At 64.5% G+C, this 20060-nt stretch carries 17 protein-coding genes and 1 pseudogene; 6 read left to right on the top strand and 12 right to left on the bottom strand.

Annotation, left to right across the window (positions count from 1 at the left end):
- Positions 1-19: 19 nt before the first annotated feature.
- Positions 20-1267: a M20 aminoacylase family protein gene (locus A9J21_RS09745; protein WP_066734644.1), complete on the bottom strand. Its 1248-nt coding sequence runs from the start codon at positions 1265-1267 to the stop codon at positions 20-22.
- Positions 1268-1491: 224 nt separating this feature from the next.
- Positions 1492-2340 carry a fumarylacetoacetate hydrolase family protein gene (locus tag A9J21_RS09740; protein WP_066734641.1) on the bottom strand — a complete coding sequence of 283 codons (849 nt, stop codon included), beginning with the start codon at positions 2338-2340 and terminating at the stop codon, positions 1492-1494.
- A 226-nt stretch (positions 2341-2566) separates the two neighbouring features.
- On the opposite strand from A9J21_RS09740, the gene gstA reads away from it, so the two are divergent.
- The gene (gstA, locus tag A9J21_RS09735; protein WP_066734640.1) at positions 2567-3193 is read left to right on the top strand and encodes a glutathione transferase GstA; all 627 of its coding nucleotides are present in this window, start codon (positions 2567-2569) and stop codon (positions 3191-3193) included.
- Between the two features lie 19 nt (positions 3194-3212).
- On the opposite strand, the gene A9J21_RS09730 is transcribed toward gstA, so the two are convergent.
- The 7 genes and pseudogenes from A9J21_RS09730 to A9J21_RS09700 form a co-directional block, all read right to left on the bottom strand.
- Complete coding sequence (locus A9J21_RS09730; protein WP_066734637.1) at positions 3213-3998, bottom strand: MBL fold metallo-hydrolase; 786 nt, start codon at positions 3996-3998, stop codon at positions 3213-3215.
- A 132-nt stretch (positions 3999-4130) separates the two neighbouring features.
- Positions 4131-4784 (bottom strand): glutathione peroxidase, encoded by a 654-nt coding sequence (locus A9J21_RS09725; protein WP_066734634.1) that lies wholly within the window; start codon positions 4782-4784, stop codon positions 4131-4133.
- Between the two features lie 107 nt (positions 4785-4891).
- Positions 4892-6382: an MDR family MFS transporter gene (locus A9J21_RS09720; protein WP_066734960.1), complete on the bottom strand. Its 1491-nt coding sequence runs from the start codon at positions 6380-6382 to the stop codon at positions 4892-4894.
- A gap of 327 nt (positions 6383-6709) precedes the next feature.
- The gene (locus A9J21_RS09715) at positions 6710-7150 is read right to left on the bottom strand and encodes a CBS domain-containing protein (protein WP_066734629.1); all 441 of its coding nucleotides are present in this window, start codon (positions 7148-7150) and stop codon (positions 6710-6712) included.
- Positions 7151-7335: 185 nt separating this feature from the next.
- On the bottom strand, positions 7336-8034 hold the full coding sequence (locus tag A9J21_RS09710; protein ID WP_066734627.1) for a DEAD/DEAH box helicase: 699 nt from the start codon (positions 8032-8034) through the stop codon (positions 7336-7338).
- 295 nt (positions 8035-8329) lie between these two features.
- Positions 8330-9157, bottom strand: a pseudogene (locus tag A9J21_RS09705) (DUF72 domain-containing protein); the annotation flags it as partial.
- A 111-nt stretch (positions 9158-9268) separates the two neighbouring features.
- The gene (locus tag A9J21_RS09700) at positions 9269-9601 is read right to left on the bottom strand and encodes a nucleotide pyrophosphohydrolase (RefSeq protein WP_066734625.1); all 333 of its coding nucleotides are present in this window, start codon (positions 9599-9601) and stop codon (positions 9269-9271) included.
- 126 nt (positions 9602-9727) lie between these two features.
- On the opposite strand from A9J21_RS09700, the gene A9J21_RS09695 reads away from it, so the two are divergent.
- Entirely contained in the window at positions 9728-10387 is a 660-nt protein-coding gene (locus tag A9J21_RS09695) for an isoprenylcysteine carboxylmethyltransferase family protein (protein ID WP_066734623.1), read from the top strand.
- 136 nt (positions 10388-10523) lie between these two features.
- Here the strand turns inward: A9J21_RS09695 and gyrB are convergent, their stop codons facing one another.
- The 3 genes from gyrB to dnaA all read right to left on the bottom strand — a co-directional run bounded on the left by gyrB (position 10524) and on the right by dnaA (position 16413).
- Complete coding sequence (gene gyrB, locus A9J21_RS09690) at positions 10524-13049, bottom strand: DNA topoisomerase (ATP-hydrolyzing) subunit B (protein ID WP_066734620.1); 2526 nt, start codon at positions 13047-13049, stop codon at positions 10524-10526.
- Between the two features lie 184 nt (positions 13050-13233).
- The gene (gene dnaN / locus A9J21_RS09685; RefSeq protein ID WP_066734617.1) at positions 13234-14349 is read right to left on the bottom strand and encodes a DNA polymerase III subunit beta; all 1116 of its coding nucleotides are present in this window, start codon (positions 14347-14349) and stop codon (positions 13234-13236) included.
- A 330-nt stretch (positions 14350-14679) separates the two neighbouring features.
- On the bottom strand, positions 14680-16413 hold the full coding sequence (dnaA, locus tag A9J21_RS09680) for a chromosomal replication initiator protein DnaA (protein ID WP_066734614.1): 1734 nt from the start codon (positions 16411-16413) through the stop codon (positions 14680-14682).
- Positions 16414-17273: 860 nt separating this feature from the next.
- Between dnaA and rpmH the strand changes: the two genes are divergently transcribed.
- The 4 genes from rpmH to yidC all read left to right on the top strand — a co-directional run bounded on the left by rpmH (position 17274) and on the right by yidC (position 20004).
- On the top strand, positions 17274-17408 hold the full coding sequence (gene rpmH / locus A9J21_RS09675) for a 50S ribosomal protein L34 (RefSeq protein ID WP_008650850.1): 135 nt from the start codon (positions 17274-17276) through the stop codon (positions 17406-17408).
- Between the two features lie 142 nt (positions 17409-17550).
- Entirely contained in the window at positions 17551-17997 is a 447-nt protein-coding gene (gene rnpA, locus A9J21_RS09670) for a ribonuclease P protein component (protein ID WP_156545761.1), read from the top strand.
- Positions 17998-18005: 8 nt separating this feature from the next.
- Positions 18006-18305, top strand: coding sequence for a membrane protein insertion efficiency factor YidD (gene yidD / locus A9J21_RS30850; RefSeq protein WP_082926323.1), 300 nt, complete (start codon positions 18006-18008; stop codon positions 18303-18305).
- Positions 18306-18327: 22 nt separating this feature from the next.
- Complete coding sequence (yidC, locus tag A9J21_RS09665) at positions 18328-20004, top strand: membrane protein insertase YidC (RefSeq protein WP_066734609.1); 1677 nt, start codon at positions 18328-18330, stop codon at positions 20002-20004.
- Positions 20005-20060 lie beyond the last annotated feature (56 nt).

Here is a 20060-nt window from a genome sequence, read left to right as displayed (position 1 = left end):
CGATCGCACAGATCGACGCTTATTCCGCCAGATAGCGTTCCACCAGACGCGTCCAGTACGCCGCACCCACGGTCAGGTTGTCGTCATTGAAGTCGTAGCCGGCGTTGTGCAGCAGCGGCTGGTTGGCGCCGTTGCCCATCCGCACGAAGCAGCCCGGACGCTGCTGCAGGAAGTACGCGAAGTCCTCGCTGCCCGCGATGCGATGGAAATTGCCGATCGCACGCTCCGGACCCACCAGTTCCTCGGCCACCTGCCGGGCGAATTCGGTCTCCGCCTCGCTGTTGACCAGCACCGGATAGCCGCGCACGTAGTCGATCTCGGCCGTGGCGCCATAGCCTTCGGCATGCGCGGTGACCAGCTGGCGGATACGCGCTTCCATCGACGCGCGCACCTCGGCGCTAAACGACCGCACGCTGATTTCCATGCGCGCGCTGTCCGGGATCACGTTTGGTGCGTGGCCCGCGTGCAGCGTGCCGATGGTGACCACGGCGGTCTCGTTCGGGTCGACGTTGCGCGCCACGATCGACTGCAGCGCCATCACCAGGCTGCCAGCCACCAGGATCGGGTCGATCGACTGGTGCGGGCGCGCCGCGTGGCCGCCCTTGCCGCGAATGGTGATCGTCACCGTGTCGCACGCGGCCATGAACGGCCCGGCGCGGAACATGAACGTGCCGGCTTCCACGCCAGGGTGGTTATGCAGGCCAAAGATGGCGTCGCACGGAAACCGTTCGAACAGGCCATCGGCCAGCATGCGCTCGGCTCCGCCGCCCGCACCAATCTCCTCGGCAGGCTGGAAGATCAGGTTGACGGTGCCGTTGAAGTGGCGCGTGCGGGCAAGCTGGCGCGCCGCGCCCAGCAGCACGGTGGTGTGGCCGTCGTGCCCGCAGGCGTGCATCTTGCCTTCATGCACGCTGGCGTATGGCAGGTTCGTGCGTTCGTGGATCGGCAGCGCGTCCATGTCGGCACGGATGCCGACACTGCGCTTGCCGCTGCCCGAGCGCAGCGTGGCCACCACACCGGTGCCGCCCACGCCGCGTGTCACGGCGTAGCCCCACCCTTCGAGCTTGCTGGCGACAAGCTCCGCGGTGCGGACTTCGTTGAAGGCGAGTTCGGGATGCTGGTGGATGCTGCGGCGGATGTCCTGCAGTTCGTCACGCGAGTCGAGCGTGTCATGCAGGGTGCAGAAGGTGCGGGTGGGACCGTTCCTGGCGAGGCTGACCGAGACGGTCTTCAATATCGACTCGATTTCGGGGGCGTGTTCAGACATGGCATTGCTCTTATTTGGCAGACATCATGTAGGAACAGTATTTCACGCACCCCGCAGAGGTAAAACCCTGAATGCCGATTTCGTGCGAAAGCGCCCCAAATGGCCTTAAAACTGTTGCCCTTAACGGACGCTTTGTTTGAAAACGCGACGCTTTGCAAGACGATGTTTCAGCGGGGAACCTCGCGAAGCCACGAGTTCGCCCCGCATTTTTCACATCGCAGAATCTAGCGTTCGCCGTACGCCACGACTTCCTGGCGCTGTTCGCCCAGGCCCTCGATGCCCACGCGCATCACATCCCCGGCCTTCAGGTAGCGCGGCGGCTTGAACCCCATGCCCACGCCGGGCGGCGTGCCGGTGGCGATCAGGTCGCCGGGTTCCAGCGTCATGAAACGGCTCACGTAGCTGACCACGGTAGCCACATCGAAGACCATCGTCGCGGTGCTGCCCTTTTGCATGCGCTCGTCGTTGACGTCCAGCCACATGCCCAGTTTCTGGGCATTGGGCACCTCGTCGCGGGTGACCAGCCACGGTCCCACCGGGCAGAACGTGTCGCAGCCCTTGCCCTTGTCCCACGTGCCACCGCGCTCCAGCTGGAATTCGCGCTCGGACACATCGTTCACCACGCAGTACCCCGCCACATGCTCCAGCGCATGAGCCTTCGCCACATTGCGCGCCGTGGTGCCGATGACCACGCCCAGTTCCACCTCCCAGTCCGACTTCTGCGACTCGAATGGCAGCATCACGGCGTCGTTGGGGCCGTTCAGCGACGTATTCGCCTTCAGGAACACGATGGGTTCGGCGGGCAGGGGCATGCCGGCTTCTGCGGCATGGTCCGCGTAGTTCAGGCCGATGGCGATGATCTTGCCGATGCCGGTCCAGGGCACGCCATGGCGCTGCCCCTCCACCACGGGCAGCGTTGCCGGGTCGATCGCCGCCAGCCGGGCCAGCGCCGCCGGCGCCAGCTCGCCGGGGCCGATATTGCCGATCACGCCGGACAGGTCGCGCACGCGGCCGTCACGATCAACCAGGCCCGGACGCTCGGTACCGGGGTTTCCTACGCGAACTAGCTTCATCTTGTCTCCTCTCCTCGGGTGGTCAGGTCAGCCTCGCGAGCATATCGCAAGCCAGAGGCGGACGTGCAGCCGCAGCGTGCCCGTCCTCCGCCGGCCACGTCATGCAGGCCATGCATCTTTGCATACCCGCTGTGCATCGCCACGCATTGTGGGGAGCCGGCCTGCTGCCTAGACTGCCCTCACAGCACGCCGCAGCCCGCGGCGTGCCCATCCCCCAAGGAATTCCATGAAGCTCTACTACTCGCCCGCCGCCTGCTCGATGGCTGTCCATATCGCCTTGCGCGAAGCCGGCCTGCCCGTCACGCTGGCCCGCGTCGACCTGATCCATCACACGCTGGCCGAGCCCGAGAACGGCACCAACGACTACTACGCCATCCACCCGCGCGGCTACGTGCCACTGCTGCAGCTCGATGACGGATCGCGCCACAGCGAGGCATCCGCCCTGCTCCAGTTCATCGCCGACCAGGTGCCCGAGCGCCACCTGCTGCCCGCACCCGGCACGCAGGCCCGGCTCGAGGCCGTGGGCTGGCTGACCCTGATCTCGACCGAATTGCACAAGGTGTTCAGCCCGTGGCTGTGGCACAAGGAAACCGACGCCAGCGCCGTCGAAGCCTGCAAGGCAAAGCTGCACAAGCGCTTTGCCGAACTGGACGGCCACCTGGCGTCGCGCGACTACCTGCTGGGCAACCAGTTCAGCGTGGCCGATGCGTACTGCTTCACGATCGTCGGATGGGCCCGGCTGCTGCACCTGTCGCTCGACGCGTACCCCAGGCTGCAGGAATACCTGTCGCGCGTGGCCGCCCGCCCGGCCGTGCAGGCAGCGATGCGGGCCGAAGGCCTGGTGCGCGACTGAGGTCGGTCCCCCGGGGCCGTCAGCCCAGGACCTGCGTGGGTACGCGATAGTGGCTGGCGTCGATCAGGTCCAGCCCGCACTGGAGCTGGTCGACCCAGTTGATGAACCGCGCCACCATCTCGCGGCCCCGGAACGACGGCCCGTGCTGCGGCACGATCCACTGGATATCGAGCGTGCGCGCCATGGCGGCCCAGAGCCGGCACGCGCGGTTTCCGCTCATGTAGCGGCGATGGAAGCCCAGCATGCGTGCCGCGTGGGCGTCGAAGTCGGTCACCTCCCCGCCGGCTTCGTCCGAAGACGTCATCGACGCCCCCAGATCGCCCGAGAACAGAATCTTGCTGACCGGATCGTAGAACTGGAAGTTGCCCTCGGAATGCAGGAAATGGGCCGGCACCGCCGTGATCGACGACTTGCCCAGCGGCACCACCACGCCCGTATCGGGAATCGGGACGATGCGCCCGGCCGTCTTGCCGCTCTGGCAGAAATGCGGCAGGAAGCGGGCCCAGACCTCGGAAATCAGCACGCGGCTGTCGGATGCCGTCAGCCAGCGCCCCACCGACGCCACGATGTCCGGATCGGCGTGCGACGCCAGCACGTAATCGAGCTGCTTGGGCGGGAAATAGCGGCTGATGGTCATGTATAGCTCGCTATACGTCATCTGCCCGCCCGGATCGATCAGCGCCGCATGGCCGTGGTCGACCACCAGAAACTGGTTGCTTTGCACCGCCGCTCCGTGCGTGTCGTCGACCAGGTCCGTAAATGCCAGGCAGACATGCCCGTTGGATTCGTAAAGCACCTTGCTCATGACTCCCTCTTCCGCTTGTGGTTATTTTTAAGCGGCGAAAGTACTCAGTTGCGCGGTGTTTTCAATTGATGTGAATCAAGAATCCTTTAAAGCGCCTGGAACTGGCCGGACGCACGCCCGGCCAAACGCGCCTCAGCGCGTGGACAGCAGCTCTTCGATCTTGGCGACGAACTGCTTGTCGTCGGGCTTGACCATGCTGTTGTAGCTGCCCACGACCTGGCCCTTGCGGTCGATCAGGTATTTGTAGAAATTCCACTTCGGCGCGGTGCCGGTTTCCTTCGACAGCATCACGTACATCGGATTGGCTTCGCCGCCGCGCACGTGGGACTTGCCGAGCATCGGGAACTTGACGCCGTAGGTGTTGTAGCAGAAGTCCGAGATTTCCTTGGCCGAGCCGGGTTCCTGCGAGAAGTCGTTCGACGGGAAGCCCAGCACCACCAGACCGCGCTCGCGGTACTTGGCGTACAGCGCCTCCAGGCCTTCGTACTGCGGTGTGAACCCGCAATAGCTGGCGGTGTTGACCACCAGCACGACCTTGCCGGCGTACTGGCAGAGGTTCTGGGGCGATTCGTCCTGCAGACGCGGGAACCGGAAATTCAGCGAAGCCGGGCAGTTGCCGGCCGGCTGCGCCGCTACCGTGGCAGGCTTGTCAGCGGCGCGGGCAGGATGCGGCAGCGTGGCGGCCGCGGCGGCCAGGCCCAGCGCGCCCAGCAGGGCCGTGCGCTGAAGGTGTTGCCGCATCCGATCCACGTGGACTGCAGTTGCCAGGGTGCGTTCGCGAGACATGGGTACGGGCTCCGGTTTCGGTTGATGCCGCAAAGTCTACGCGTTCGGGCGATTCACGTCATGACGCGGGGCGGCAGCGGCGGCCGCCCGCTGGCCCGGGCATCGCTTCAGTCCATATGAATCTTGGCCGCGTGTTCGGTCACGCTGCTGCGCAGTTCCAGGTCCGGCATGCGCCGCACGATGACCAGCGCAATGATGGCCGCCACCGCACCCGCCGCGAAGATCAGGTGGAACCCCGATTCCACGCCGCCCGCCAGCACCTGGCGTACGGCCGGCGACAGATGGGTCATGGCCTCGCTGCCATGGCGCAGCGAACCCAGGTCCAGCGCCTGGGTGACGCCCGAACGCGCCAGCGCATCGCGGAATTCCATCGCCAGCAGCGTGCCCGCCAGCGCGCCGCCCAGGGCACTGCCCAGTGAGCGGATCACCAGCAGCGCGCCGGTGCCGGCACCCATGTCGCGGCGCTCCAATGCGTTCTGCACGGAGATCAGCGTACCCACCATCGACATGCCCAGTCCGATACCGGCAATCGTCATCGCCACCAGCACCAGCGCGGTGGGCACGGCGGCCGTGATCGTTGCCATCGACACCAGCCCCACGGCAGCGGCCACATAGCCCCCGGTCAGGATTTCGCGCATGCGGCCCAGGCGCGGCGCCAGCCACGCCACCACGAAATTGCCGGCCACCGTGGACAGCAGGAACGGCACCACGAGCAGGCCCGACGTCGATGCATCGGCATCGCGTACCAGCTGGAATTGCAGGGGCAGCGCGAAGATGCACAGGAAGATATTGAGCGCGGCCAGCGCCGACGCGCCCACCCCCATCACGTAGGCGCGGTTGCGGAACAGGCGCGGCGGCAGCATCGGATCTGCGGCGCGGCGCTCCTGCCAGGCCAGCAGCGCCACGGCCAGGAGCGTCAGCAGCAGCAGGCCGCCCATTTCCAGCGAGATCCAGTCGAACGCCTCGCCCGCCCAGCTCATCGCCAGCAGGAAGGCGACGATGGCAACCGCCAGCAGGCTCGCGCCCAGCCAGTCCACCTGCGGCCGCCCGCCACGCGCACGCAGGTGCGCCAGGCCGCGATAGCACATCGCCATCGCCAACAGACCCAGCGGCACGTTGATCCAGAACAGCCAGCGCCACGACATGTGATCGGACACCCAGCCGCCCACCAGCGGCCCTGCAATCGACGAGACGGCCCACACCGTCGCCAGATAGCCCTGGTAGCGGCCGCGCTGGCGCGGTGCCACCACATCGGCGATGGCCGCCTGTGCCAGCGACATCAGCCCGCCGCCGCCCACGCCCTGCAGCGCGCGGAACAGGATCAGCTGGGTCAGTGTCTGCGCCAGCGCGCAGGCCACCGATGCGGCAATAAATAGGGAAATCGCCAGCATCAGCAGGCGCCGTCGGCCAAAACTGTCGGACAGCTTGCCGTACAGCGGCGTGGTGACCGTCGAAACGATCAGGTAGGCGGTGACGATCCACGACAGGTGGCCGAAGCCGTTCAGATCATTGGCGATGGCCGGCACGGCCGGAATCACCACGGTCTGGTCGAGGGCGGCCAGCAGGATACAGAGCACGATGCCGCCAATCACGCGCATGATCGCGGCGTGATCGTGGATGACCGGAGCAGCGTCCAGCGCGGCGGACTGTGAAGGCGAGGGCGATGACATGCGAATGGGTGCGGACGAGGGACGGGCGGCGCCTTGGGTGCCGCGAAGACCACAAAAAAATCTGGCCGCATGACATCGAGGCGGCCTTATTCAGTAACCGCATAATTATATGCATGCTTAGTATTTTTGCGCTGGGGCAGTTTGCCCGCCGGATCGGGGCAATGGGACAAAAACGACAGGCCAAGCGACGCCCCGGACACGTCCGTTCACATGTCCGGGGGATGAAAGGTGGATACGGGGCCGAGGATGCGCTGGCTAGCGGGAGCCGCCCGTGATGTAGTGTTCCAGCTGTTCGATGGTGAAGCGCTGCTCGCTGATGATGTCGTTGACCAGGTCACCGATCGACAGCATGCCCAGCAACGCGTCGCCTTCCATCACCGGCAGGTGACGCAGGCGATGCCTGGTCATCAGCGCCATGCAGTCGTCGGTACCTTGGTTGGCACGCACATAGATCACGGCCGTGGTCATGATCTCCTTGACCAGCGTCTCGCGCGACGTGCGTTGCATCAGGATCACTTTGCGCGCGTAATCCCGTTCGCTCAGGATGCCGACGATCTTGTCGTGCTCCATCACCAGCAGCGCGCCGATGCCCTTGTCGGCCATCAGCTGCAGTGCCGCGTACACCGTCGCCGTGGGTGGAATGCTGAAAATGGCGTGATTTGCCTTGTTTTCCAGAACCTGCCGTGCGGTCTTCATGTCACCGACTCCTTGTTGCCGTTTTGGAAACAGTCGCTACCCAGACGCGATCGATATCCGGTGCTGCGCAAAAGCCCGCGCCCCCCGGGGTCTGCTGCGTCTAACCAGATTAGCAAAGGAAAGCGCCGCCTTACAGGGTGACTTTCACGAATCTTGGTTGCCCGCTTTGGGATGGCCGCATGGCATCACGCCGCGGGTCCCTGAATCGCCGCCAACCGGATGGCGCGCGGCTTGCGCTGCCATTGCCGTGCCAGGCGTGCGATGTCGGGCGGCGGATCGGCATCGGGCGACGCATGGAACAGCAGCGTCTGGCGCGACTTCGGACACCGGCTGGCCACGAAGGCGATGTCGTCGGCAAACCCCATGTCGAGCATCGTATCGGCGGCTTCGAAAACAACCGTGTTCACCGCGCGCAGGTCCAGGCTGGCCGCATCGATATGGTCAAGCATGCGCCCCGGTGTGCCCACAACAATATGCGCGCCATGGATCAGGCTATCGATTTGTGATCGAATCGGCATGCCGGTGCAGAGCAGTGCCACCTTGACCTGCCCAGCCACCCGCGCGAGTTGGCGGATGCGTCGTGCCACCACCTCGGCGCGGTCGCGCGTGGGACACAGCACCAGGGCCTGCACGTCGAAGCGCTGCGGATCAAGCCGGTGGAGCAGGGCGATCGCCAGCGTCGTGGCACTGCCGCCGCCCTGGCGAACCTGCACGATGAGGTCGTGTCCGGCCAGCGCCAAGGGCAGGGCGGCAGACTGCAGCGGCGTCATCGCAACGTGGCCCGATTGCGCGAGCGCGTCGAGCCACATCGGTTCCAGCGGCAGCGCCGAAAACGGGTCGCGCCGTGGCGCTATGGCGGGGGATGGGGGCTGGCTGGCACGCATGGCGTCACGCAGCGGCGCGACTGGCGGATCTCTTCGCAGCTACCTTCCTGGCGTTGGCGGTTTTCGCAGGAGGCTTTGGCGTGGTGGCGGCTGCGGTGGCCTTTTTGGTGGCTTTTTTCGCCGTGGCCGTCTTTGCTGTGGCCTTCTTGGCCGTGGCTGCCTTCGTCGATGCGGACTTCGCCGGTGCAGTCTTTGCGGGCGTCTTTTTTGCCGCGGCCTTCTTTGCCGGTACCTTCGCCGATGTTTCAGCGCCCGCCGCCTTCGACACCGCCACCTTCACGGGAAGCGCCTCGGTCGGTGTCCAGCCCAGCCGATCCAGCAACGCGCCGGCCGCAGAAGGCGCGCGCTCCTTGGCACCGTTGATAAAGAACAGATAGACCGCCTTCGGCTTGAGCTTTGCCCCCGGTTTGGCTTCCACAGCGGGCAGGTCGTCGGGCGCCTTGCCTTCGGCCCAGCTTGCCACGCGTCCGGCCCACTGATCCAGATCCTTCGGCGCGTAGCCAGTCGCCAGCTTTTCCTGTGCATTCATCAGGCGCGCGTAGACGAAGTCGGCGGTCAGATCGGCAAACGATGGGAATTTTGGCGAATCGGTGAATACCGTGGCCGCCTTGAACTTGCGCGCCAGCTTCAGGTATTCGTCGCACATGAAACTGGCGTGGCGCACCTCCAGCACGTGGCGTAGCGACACGCCTTCCACCGCGTCCGGCAACAGGTTCAGGAACGCCTCGAAATCGTCGGCCACGAACTGCTTGGTCGGCGCGAACTGCCAGACGATGGGGCCAAGCTTGTGACGCAACTCGGCGATGCCGCTATCGATAAAGCGGTGGATCGAATCGGCGCCCTCGGCCAGGATGCGCCGGTTGGTGGCAAAACGCGACGCCTTGACGGCGAACACGAAGTCATCGGGCGTGGCATCGCGCCAGTTCGCAAACGACGTGCGCTTCTGCGTGCCGTGATAGGTGCTGTTGATCTCGATCGCGGTCAGGTGACGGCTTGCATATTCCAGCTCGCGCGCCTGCGGCAGGCCCGCCGGGTAAAAATTGTCGCGCCATGGCGCAAAATTCCAGCCCCCGATACCGATGTGGACATTGCCTGACGACTTGCCCTGCTTGCGCGCTGCCATGGCTCCGATCTCCGCGAGAGACGATGGAGCAAGTCTAGCCGTATTTGCTGCACGCGGCTGTCAGGATGCGGACACGTGATTCGCGCGCGGCCTGCTGTATCGCGCCGCTGCCTACTTTCCTTCGTCCGGCGCCGGATACTTGCGCGCGTTCATCTCCATCTTGGCGCGCACGGCCGCATCAAGGTCAACGCCAAGCGCCGTCACCAGCTGCGTCAGGTAGATCGTGATATCGGCCAGTTCCTGCTCCACGTGTGCACGCTCGGTCGTCGACATGATGTCGCGCGACTCTTCCTCGGTCTGCCACTGGAAGATTTCCACCAGCTCGGCCACTTCCACGCTGAGCGCCATCGACAGGTTTTTCGGGCTGTGATACTTGCCCCAGCCGCGCGCCTCGCCAAAGGCAAGGGCGGCTTGCTGGAGGTTCTTGAGATCGATAAGAGCCATGGTCTGTCTGGTGCGAATTCGGTTCAGGCGGCATTGTCCCATTGATCGCCGCCGCGTCACGCGCTCGACACTGGCATGGCGTCAGGCATACCCTGCCAGGTGAAGCCCACTGCAGACGGAGGCCCTATGCGACCCACTCCCGGCCCGGCGTTCCTCACCATTGCGGGTTCGCTCGCGTACCTGGCGCTGCCCATCGCCGGCTGGGGCGGCGTCGGCGCCTACTTCGCCAACCCCGCCCGCACCGCCGCCGCCATTGCCACCATGGGCATGGCCGTTATCGCGATCTTCTCCGGCGGCAACCTCAGCACCGGGGAGCGCGAGGATCGCGGCAACCGCTGGGTACTCATCGCCTTTGGCGTGCTCGGACTGCTGGCGGGCTACGTGCCGGCGCTGACTGATCGGCTCAACTTCTGGACAATCGGTGATGAAGCGGTGCGCTGGATCGGCCTGGCCCTGTTCGTCATCGGCGGGACGTTGCGACTTTGGCCGGTATTCGTTCTCGGCAACCGGTTCAGCGGGCTGGTTGCCATCCAGCCCGGACACACGCTCGTGACGACCGGCATCTACGGTGTGATCCGGAATCCGAGCTACCTGGGATTCGTGGTCAGTTCCCTGGGGTGGGTGCTGGTGTTCCGGTCAGTGCTGGGCGTGCTGCTGACAGTGCTGATGCTATGGCCCCTGGTCGCGCGCATCCGGGCCGAGGAGACACTGCTGCATGAGCAGTTCGGTGACGAATACGCGCGCTATTGCGCGCGGACCTGGCGGATGTTGCCAGGAGTGTGGTGAAGGCAGCCGGCGCGACCGGAAGTTCGTACGCGCGCTAGACATCGTTTGATCAGCGCGGGCCACCCCAGAAGGGCATCGTAGAAGCGCCAAAAAAATCCCGGCCGGAGCCGGGATTCTTTATGCGTCTGCCAACCACTCAAACGTCGATATTCCGCGCCACCAGCGCGTTGCTCTCGATGAAGTTGCGGCGCGGTTCCACTTCGTCGCCCATCAGCGTCGTGAAGATCTGGTCTGCTGCGATGGCGTCTTCGATCTGTACCTTCAGCAGGCGGCGTTGCGTCACGTCGAGCGTGGTTTCGAACAGCTGCTCGGGGTTCATTTCGCCCAGACCCTTGTAGCGCTGGCGCGAAACGCCGCGTTCGGCTTCGGTCAGCAGCCACTGCATGGCCTGGTGGAAATCCGCCACGGTCTGCTCGCGCTGCTTTTCGCCTTCGCCGCGCTTGACCTTGGTGCCGTCCGGGATCAGGCCCTGGAACGTGGTGGCCGCGCGCGACAGCGCCGCGTAGTCGGCGCCGTGCACGAAGTCCGCATCCAGGTGCGACAGGCGCACGTTGCCGTGGTGGCGGCGGGCGATCATCAGGCGGTGCTTGTCGGTCTTCTCGTCGAATTGCGCGTAGACGTCGGCCGTGCCGTCATCGTTCACGGCGGCACCGATCAGCGTCTTGGCGTGCATTTCGGCAAGCTTGGCCTTGAGCGCCACAGCCGATGCCTCGGCAGCGGCAGCACTGTCCAGATCCAGCGCCACGCCGTCGGCGATCGCGCGCAGTGCCTCGGCATCGACGATGCGCGACAAGCGGCCGATCACGCCTTCGGTCAGCTGGTACTGGCGGGCCAGTTCGCTCAGCGCATCGCCATTGATCTCGCTGCCGTCCGGACGCACCAGGCCGGCCTTTTCCATCGCCAGCTTCAGCATGTACGCGTTCAGCTCGGTATCGTCCTTGATGTACCGCTCTTCCTTGCCGTGCTTGATCTTGTACAGCGGCGGCTGCGCGATGTAGACATAGCCGCGCTCGATGATGTCCGGCATCTGGCGATAGAAGAACGTCAGCAGCAGCGTGCGGATGTGCGAGCCGTCCACGTCCGCATCGGTCATGATGATGATGCGGTGGTAGCGCAGCTTTTCGAGGTTGTAGTCTTCCTTGCCGATGCCCGTGCCCAGCGCAGTGATCAGCGTCAGCACTTCCTGGCTGGACAGCATCTTGTCGAAACGCGCACGCTCCACGTTCAGGATCTTGCCCTTCAGCGGCAGGATCGCCTGGAACTTGCGGTCGCGGCCCTGCTTGGCCGAGCCGCCTGCGGAGTCGCCCTCCACCAGGAACAGTTCGGACTGCGCCGGGTCCTTCTCCTGGCAGTCGGCCAGCTTGCCCGGCAGGCCCATGCCGTCCATCACACCCTTGCGGCGCGTCATTTCACGCGCCTTGCGGGCAGCTTCACGGGCACGCGCGGCGTCAACGATCTTGCCGCAGATGATCTTGGCGTCGTTCGGCGTTTCCAGCAGGAAGTCCGTCAGCGCCTTGCCGACCAGTTCTTCCACGGGCAGGCGCACTTCGGACGAGACCAGCTTGTCCTTGGTCTGCGAGCTGAACTTCGGCTCGGGCACCTTCACCGACAGCACGCAGGCCAGGCCTTCGCGCATGTCGTCGCCGCTGGTTTCGATCTTGGCCTTCTTGGCGATCTCGTTTTCTTCGATGTACTTGTTGATGACACGCGTCATCGCCGCGCGCAGGCCGGTCAGGTGGGTACCGCCGTCGCGCTGCGGAATGTTGTTCGTGAAGCAGAGCACCTGCTCGTTGTAGCCATCGTTCCACTGCATGGCCACTTCCACGGAAATGCCGTCCTTCTCTGCGTTCGCATAGAAGATGTTCGGATGCAGCGTGGTCTTGGCGCGGTTGATGTACTCCACGAAGCCCTTCACGCCGCCCGAGAACGCGAAATCCTCTTCCTTGCCGGTACGCTGATCCAGCAGCTTGATATGGACGCCGTTGTTCAGGAACGAGAGTTCGCGGATGCGCTTGGACAGCACCTCGTAGTGGAACTCGACGTTCGTGAAGATTTCCTCGTCAGCCAGGAAGTGCACTTCGGTGCCGCGCTTGTCGGTGGCGCCAACGATCTTCATCGGCGAGACTTCCACGGGCTGCCCGTCCGGGCCTGCCACGGTCTCGATGATGCGGTTCTGCACCTCGCCCTTGGCGAATTCGATCAGGTTGACCTGGCCGTCACGGCGCACGGTCAGGCGCAGCCACTTCGACAGTGCGTTCACGCACGACACACCCACGCCGTGCAGGCCGCCAGACACCTTGTAGCTGTTCTGGTTGAACTTGCCGCCGGCGTGCAGCTCGGTCATGGCGATTTCGGCCGCGCTGCGCTTCGGCTCGTGCTTGTCGTCGAACTTGACGGCAGGCGGAATGCCGCGGCCGTTGTCGACGATCGAGATCGAGTTGTCGGTATGGATCGTGACCTGGATCTCGGTGCAGTAGCCGGCCAGGGCTTCGTCGATCGAGTTGTCGAGCACCTCGAACACCAGGTGGTGCAGGCCGGTGCCATCCGACGTATCGCCGATATACATGCCGGGACGCTTGCGCACCGCTTCCAGGCCTTCCAGGATCTGGATCGAAGAGGCGCCGTAAGTGTTTTCCTGCTGCGGTTTCTGCTGATCGGTCATGTTTTCCTACTCACGATACTCACGGCAAATGCGGAGAAATCCGAACCTGCGCCGGGCGGCGGCGGGTGCGGAACGTCCGCAGTTGCGGGTTACTTAAAAACGGCAAAAGGGGCGGATCCCGTGGACCCGGCCCCTGCTGCGGTGTGCGCCCGATTGTGTATGGATGGCGACTCGGTGCTGGCCATCAAATGCGCATCGGCATCACGACGTACTTGAAGTTGTCGTCTTCCGGCACGGTAATCAGCGCACTCGAATTGGAGTCGCCGAGGCTGACCTGCACCTGTTCGCTCTTCAGGTTGCCGAGTACGTCGAGCAGGTAGGTCACGTTAAAGCCGATATCGAGCGCGTCGCCCGAATAGTCGAGCTCCAGTTCTTCCTGCGCCTCTTCCTGGTCGGCGTTGGTCGAGCTGATCTTCAGCACGTGCGTATCCAGAATGCAACGCACGCCCTTGAACTTGTCGGTGGTCAGGATCGCGGTACGCTGCAGCGCCTGTTGCAGCTGCACGCGGTCGATCGCGAACGCGTTCTTGTAGCCCTTGGGGATCACGCGCTGGAAGTCAGGGAACTTGCCTTCCACCAGCTTGCTGATCAGCTCCACGTTGGCAAACGAGAACTTGACCTGGTTCGCGGCCAGCTGCACCTGGACGGGATCGTCGGTGTCTTCCAGCAGGCGCTGCAGTTCCAGGATGGTCTTGCGCGGGATGATCACTTCCTGGCGCGAACCCACGCCGGCAGCTTCGTTTTCCAGCTCCACGCCGCAGTACGCCAGGCGGTGGCCGTCCGTGGCGACGGCCATGACCTTCTTGCCGTCCACCACCAGCAGCATGCCGTTCAGGTAGTAGCGAATGTCCTGCTGGGCCATCGCGAAATGCACCATCGCCAGCAGATGCTTGAACGTCTTCTGCGGCAGGCTCACGCTCGCGTTGAATTCGGCGGCTTCGGCAACGGTCGGGAATTCCTCCGCGGCCAGCGTCTGCAGTGCAAAGCGGCTCTTGCCCGATTGCACGGTCATGCGCTTGTCGTTGAGCGACAGTGCCACGTCGCCGTCGGGCATCGCGCGCAGGATGTCCAGCAGCTTGCGCGCGGCCACGGTGGTGGCTACGTCGTCGCTGCCCACGCCGCATTCGGCATGCGTGGTGATCTGGATCTCGATGTCGGTCGAGAGGAAGGATACGTTCGAGCCGGACTTGCGAATCAGCAGGTTGGCCAGGATCGGGAGGGTGTGGCGGCGCTCCACGATGCCGCTCACGATTTGCAGCGGACGCAGCAGATTGTCTCGCGAGGTTTTGACCAATTGCATTGAATTTATCCTTCGTCGTTTGTCGTCGGCGACCGCGGAATCAGGTAAAACTCCCATATCCAATTTCCACTTTGGAATCAAAGAGTTAATGCCGGATTGTACCAAGGATAAGCCGCTGCGGTGAAGCGGGGCGAATCCGGCGGGGCGCCGGGCTGTGCACAAAATGCCACGCTCCGGGCGTCTACGTCCGCCAATTCGTCCCGACTCACCGCAAAGCCTTATCTGAGGCCGGTTTCCCGCGATGCAACCGTTGCTTTGGCGCCCGCTTGCCGCCGGACGCGCACCCAGTAGTATGCCAGCCCGGCAAGGCCGCCCTTCAAAACCCGCGAATCAGCCCTTGAGCGTCTGTTCCAGCACGTGCAGCTCGTGGTTCAACTGCGCGTCCTTGCCACGCTCGTCGGCGATCTTGCGCACGGCGTGCAGCACCGTGGTGTGGTCGCGTCCGCCGAACAGCTCGCCGATTTCCGGCAGGCTCTTCTGCGTCAGTTCCTTTGCCAGGTACATCGCAATCTGGCGCGGCCGCGCGATGTTGGCGGGCCGCTTCTTCGAATACATGTCCGCGACCTTGATGTTGTAGAAGTCGGCGCAGGTCTTCTGGATGTTCTCCACGGAGATCTGGCGGTTCTGCACGGTCAGCAGGTCCTTGAGCGCCTCGCGCGTAACCTCGATCGTGATGTCCTTGCCGTGGAAGTTCGAGAACGCCAGGATCTTGCGCAGCGCGCCTTCCAGCTCCCGCACGTTGGAACGCAGGTGCTTCGCAACGAAGAACGCCACCTCTTCCGGCACGCTCACGTTTTCGGCGGCGGCCTTCTTCATCAGGATGGCGACGCGCATTTCCAGCTCGGGCGGCTCGATCGCCACGGTCAGGCCGGAGTCGAAGCGCGAGATCAGCCGGTCGTCGATGCCGGTGATTTCCTTCGGATAGGTATCGCTGGTGATGATCACCTGCGCGCGGTTGGCGATCAGCGCCTCGAACGCGTAGAAGAACTCTTCCTGCGTGCGGTTCTTGCCCGAGAAGAACTGGATATCGTCGATCAGCAGCAGGTCCAGCGAATGGTAGTACCGCTTGAACTCGTCGAACGCCTTCCGCTGATAGGCCTTCACCACGTCCGACACATACTGTTCGGCATGGATGTAGCGGATGCGTGCGCGCGGGTTCTCCATCAGCATGAAGTTGCCGATGGCGTGAATCAGGTGGGTCTTGCCCAGGCCGACGCCGCCATAAAGGTACAGCGGGTTGTACGACTTGCCCGGATTGTTCGCCACCTGGATGGCCGCGGCGCGGGCCAGCTGGTTGGCCTTGCCGGTCACGAAGTTGTCGAACGTCAGGATCGGGTTCAGGCGCGAACGCTCGTGCACCGTGTCGGTCGGCTGCGCGCCTGCCACGGCCGGCTGCTGGACCGGCACGCGGTAGGAACGGGCGCTGGCTTCGGACGCATCCATCTGGGCCACATCGATGTCGCCCATGTCCTGCATCGGCACATTGGCGCCGGCCTGCAGCGGATGCCCGGTCGGCGCCGCGCCGCGATGCGGCATGGCACCCGGGCCGGCCGGGTAGGGCATTTGACTGGATGGCGCGCCGTAGCCGGGCTGGCCGCCGTTCGGCTGGCCGGCATGCTCGTGATAGCCGCCCGCCTGGAGCGGTTGCGGATGGGGGGCCGGAGCATGCCCATACCCCTGGCCGGCCATGCCGCCCGGCATGCCCGCCGATGCGCCGGGATAGCCCGCGCCGCCCGTACCCATTGCAGCGGGCGTCATGCCATCGTGGCCGCCCTGCTGCATGGCCTGTTGCGTATAAGTGGCCGCACGGCCCGAGGCCGCGGGGTCCAGGACGAAGTGAACGCTAACCTGTGTTTCCCAGTATTCGCACGCAAGCGCGGTGATCCGCCCCGAAAACTGGCTCTTGACCCAGTCGAGCTTGAAGCGGTTGGGCGCGGCAATCCGCAGCGCATGCGCTTCCTCGTCGAAGGCGACAGGCGCCAACGGCTTGATCCAGGTTTTGAATTGTTGGGGCGTCAGTTCGCGCTCGAGTTGCGCGGCTGCTGCCTGCCAGAAATCTTGCATGTGTTCTTCTGAGTGACCGTGCCATCGCGCCGATGGCACGTCACGGGTAGACGCGGCGCTTGCGTTCCGGGACCCTGCACATGCCTTGCGCGTCATTTTCCAAACGCGAAAGGCAATACACCGTCCACGAATGCAGTGCATCGCAACGGCGTTTCAAATGGGTATACATCGCGGTATACCGAGGCAGGCAGTCCCGGGTTGTGCGTGCGCCACGCGGCCCGTGTAGTGTTTGGACCCGGATTGTACCCCCCGGTCCAAGTTATCCACAAAGGATAACCCTGTGGACAAGTTGTGAAAATTCAGTGGATTTGTGTGCACAACCGGAGCGGAAGCCGCGCCAGACAAGGGGCTTGGCGACCCGATAATCCATCGGAAACAAGGACTTGACCCCCGGAGGTACCGCCGATAGGTGACCGGGAATACCCACAGAGTTACCCACCGATTGTTGTGGACAATGGTGCACCGGCGTTCATGGCGGCTTGCGCTTCACATGTGGCGCGCATGCCGGAAGTGGCCATCCGGCGCCTTGACACTTGCGACGAAAATCGGTTAAATGGCGGGTTCTGCGATGCGGCAGGGGATCACGTATGCGCATCGCCGGGTCTGGCCCGTACCGCTACATGTAAACATGTGCGGCATCAGGCAAGCGGCCTGATCCCCGCCAGTGCTTCCGGCCCACTCGGCCTGAGCCAGCGGCGGCCGGCAGCAAGACAGAACCAGAATCGTCGGCATGGCCGCAGCAACCTCGGTGGATACCGAGCGTCCGCATTGCGGCAGCCCCATGCGAACCATACGCGGCGGCCAAGGCGCCCCGGCATCGGCCGGCGCCCGGAAAGCCCGGATCAACCAGAGAGTGCAACATGAAACGTACCTACCAACCTTCCGTTACCCGCCGCAAGCGTACCCATGGTTTCCGCGTGCGCATGAAGACCCGCGGCGGCCGTGCCGTGATCAACGCTCGCCGCGCCAAGGGCCGCAAGCGCCTGGCAATCTGAGGGCCGGGCGACCGGCCCGGAAGGCAGGCAGCGTGACGGTTCGCCGTCCGCGTTGCTGCTGCCGTCCGGCCCAGCGCCTCGCACTCAGGATGGCCAGGACCGCCGCCGCCGAAGCCCGGCTTGTCCGCTAGCTTTGAACAGCGTGTCGACCCATGCCTTCCCCAAAGCCGCGAGGCTGACAAAGACGGATGAATTTTCATCCGTTTTTGCATTGCGGCCCCGGCGTCGCAGCACGCATTTCGTGCTGTACGTACGGGCCAATGGCCAGCCGCAGGCGAGGCTCGGCATCGTCGTGGGCAAGAAGTTCGCGCCCCGCGCCGCCGAGCGCAACCTCGTGAAGCGCATGGTGCGGGAACTGTTTCGCAGCCGGCAGGACCAATTCGCGGGCCGCGATATCCTGTTGCGGTTGCAGGCAAAGTTTCCGCGTGCGGACTTTGCCAGCCGGTCGGCCATACGGCGTGCCTGCCAGGCCGAACTCGGCAGCTTGCTGGATGTGGCCGCCAGGCCACTGCCACCTGCGCCGACCGTCCCGGCAAACGGCGAGCCGCCTGCATCGGCCCCACCTGCCGCGCCGCCCGCGCCAGCCTGACCATCATCATGAAGCGAATCCTGCTTGCCCTGCTGCGCATCTACAAGATCGCCCTGAGTCCTTACCTGGGCTCGCAGTGCCGCTTCCTGCCCACTTGTTCCGACTATGCCCGCGACGCCATCATCAGCCATGGCCCCGCGCGTGGCACGTGGATGACCGCGTGCAGACTCTGCCGTTGCCATCCTTTCGCAAAGGGCGGGTATGATCCCGTGCCCGAGCCTGTAGTACACGGAAAGGCCTCCGCGGTGCCTCCCGCAGCCACCGCATCCGGCCGCCCGTCCATCTCGGTCCGGCTCCCCAGACCCTGATTCCCCCAGACCATAGCGAGACATGGATATCAAACGCACCATCCTGTGGGTCATCTTCTCGATGTCCCTCGTGCTGCTCTACGACAACTGGCAGCGCGCCAACGGCCACGCGTCGATGTTCTTCCCGAGCGCCAACACGCAACAGCAGGCCGCCCCGGCTGGTGGCGCCAGCGGCGCCACGGCGCAGGGTGACGTGCCCAAGGCCAACGCCACTGGCGCGTCGGCACCGGGCGCCGTGCCGGGCGCGCCGCAGGCAGCTGCCCAGCCCACTGGCGAGAAGGTCATCGTCACCACTGACGAAGTGCGTGCCGAGATCGACACCGCCGGCGGCATCCTGTCGCGCCTGGAACTGCTCAACGAGCACGAGAAGGACGGCAAGCCGGTTGTTCTGTTCGAACGTGACGCACAGCGCACCTATCTGGCCCGTTCGGGCCTGATCGGCGGCGACCTGCCGAACCACACCACGGTGTTCACGGCCGCTCCGGGCGCCCGTGCGCTGGCACCGGGCCAGGACAAGCTCGACGTCGTGCTGACCGCCGAAAAGGGCGGCGTGAAGTTCGTGAAGACCTATACGTTCCGCAAGGGCAGCTATGTGGTCGACGCACGCTTCGACGTGACGAACGCCGGCACCGCGCCGGTTTCGCCGACGCTGTACCTGGAACTGGCACGTGACGGCACCAAGGTGGAACAGTCGCAGTTCTACAGCACGTTCACGGGTCCGGCCATCTACACGAACGCCGACAAGTACCACAAGATCACGTTCGACGACATCGCCAAGGGCAAGGCCTCCGTGCCGGCCGCCACCGACAATGGCTGGGTGGCGATGGTGCAGCACTACTTCGCTTCGGCCTGGATTCCGCAGAACGGCAAGCAGCACAGCTTCTACGCCGAGCAGATCGATCCGAACCTGTACCGCGTGGGTATCCAGCAGCCGCTCGGCCAGCTGGCTCCGGGCGCCACGGTGAGCACCGATGCCCGCCTGTTCGCCGGCCCGCAGGAAGAGCGCATGCTCGAGCAAATCACGCCGGGCCTGGAACTGGTGAAGGACTACGGCTGGCTGACCATCCTGGCCAAGCCGCTGTTCTGGCTGCTGGAAAAGCTGCACGGCTTCCTGAACAACTGGGGCTGGTCGATCATCGCGCTGACCGTGCTGATCAAGCTGGTGTTCTTCCCGCTGTCGGCTGCCAGCTACAAGTCGATGGGCAAGATGAAGGACCTGCAGCCGCGCATGACGGCCGTCCGCGAGCGCTACAAGGGCGACCCGCAGAAGATGAACCAGGAAATGATGGCGCTGTACCGCACCGAGAAGGTCAATCCGCTCGGTGGCTGCCTGCCCATCGTGATCCAGATTCCGGTGTTCATTGCGCTGTACTGGGTGCTGCTGTCGTCGGTGGAAATGCGCGGTGCGCCGTGGCTGGGCTGGATCCATGACCTGTCGGTGCCGGATCCGTTCTACATCCTGCCGATCGTGATGGCCGTGTCGATGTTCGTGCAGACCAGACTGAACCCGACCCCGCCGGACCCCGTCCAGGCCAAGGTCATGATGATCATGCCGCTGGTGTTCTCGTTCATGTTCTTCTTCTTCCCGGCCGGCCTGGTGCTGTACTGGGTTGTGAACAACATCCTGTCGATCGCCCAGCAGTGGCAGATCAACCGCATGCTCGGCAAGGGCAAGGCCGCGGTGGTAGCCAAGAGCTGACCTCCCGGTTGCAAACCCGACCCCCGAAAAACCCGGCTGCCAGCCGGGTTTTTCTT

Origin of the sequence: Cupriavidus sp. D384, from assembly GCF_001652915.1 — a bacterium.
GTDB lineage: Bacteria > Pseudomonadota > Gammaproteobacteria > Burkholderiales > Burkholderiaceae > Cupriavidus.
Note: the sequence above shows the minus strand (reverse complement) of the source record. Positions and strands in the feature narration are given on the sequence as shown.

Coding starts and splice junctions, on each gene's coding strand:
- A9J21_RS09745 (WP_066734644.1), bottom strand. CDS start 1,267: ATGTCTGAACACGCCCCCGAAATCGAGTCGATATTGAAGACCGTCTCG.
- A9J21_RS09740 (WP_066734641.1), bottom strand. CDS start 2,340: ATGAAGCTAGTTCGCGTAGGAAACCCCGGTACCGAGCGTCCGGGCCTG.
- gstA (WP_066734640.1), top strand. CDS start 2,567: ATGAAGCTCTACTACTCGCCCGCCGCCTGCTCGATGGCTGTCCATATC.
- A9J21_RS09730 (WP_066734637.1), bottom strand. CDS start 3,998: ATGAGCAAGGTGCTTTACGAATCCAACGGGCATGTCTGCCTGGCATTT.
- A9J21_RS09725 (WP_066734634.1), bottom strand. CDS start 4,784: ATGTCTCGCGAACGCACCCTGGCAACTGCAGTCCACGTGGATCGGATG.
- A9J21_RS09720 (WP_066734960.1), bottom strand. CDS start 6,382: ATGCGCGTGATTGGCGGCATCGTGCTCTGTATCCTGCTGGCCGCCCTC.
- A9J21_RS09715 (WP_066734629.1), bottom strand. CDS start 7,150: ATGAAGACCGCACGGCAGGTTCTGGAAAACAAGGCAAATCACGCCATT.
- A9J21_RS09710 (WP_066734627.1), bottom strand. CDS start 8,034: ATGCGTGCCAGCCAGCCCCCATCCCCCGCCATAGCGCCACGGCGCGAC.
- A9J21_RS09700 (WP_066734625.1), bottom strand. CDS start 9,601: ATGGCTCTTATCGATCTCAAGAACCTCCAGCAAGCCGCCCTTGCCTTT.
- A9J21_RS09695 (WP_066734623.1), top strand. CDS start 9,728: ATGCGACCCACTCCCGGCCCGGCGTTCCTCACCATTGCGGGTTCGCTC.
- gyrB (WP_066734620.1), bottom strand. CDS start 13,049: ATGACCGATCAGCAGAAACCGCAGCAGGAAAACACTTACGGCGCCTCT.
- dnaN (WP_066734617.1), bottom strand. CDS start 14,349: ATGCAATTGGTCAAAACCTCGCGAGACAATCTGCTGCGTCCGCTGCAA.
- dnaA (WP_066734614.1), bottom strand. CDS start 16,413: ATGCAAGATTTCTGGCAGGCAGCAGCCGCGCAACTCGAGCGCGAACTG.
- rpmH (WP_008650850.1), top strand. CDS start 17,274: ATGAAACGTACCTACCAACCTTCCGTTACCCGCCGCAAGCGTACCCAT.
- yidD (WP_082926323.1), top strand. CDS start 18,006: ATGAAGCGAATCCTGCTTGCCCTGCTGCGCATCTACAAGATCGCCCTG.
- yidC (WP_066734609.1), top strand. CDS start 18,328: ATGGATATCAAACGCACCATCCTGTGGGTCATCTTCTCGATGTCCCTC.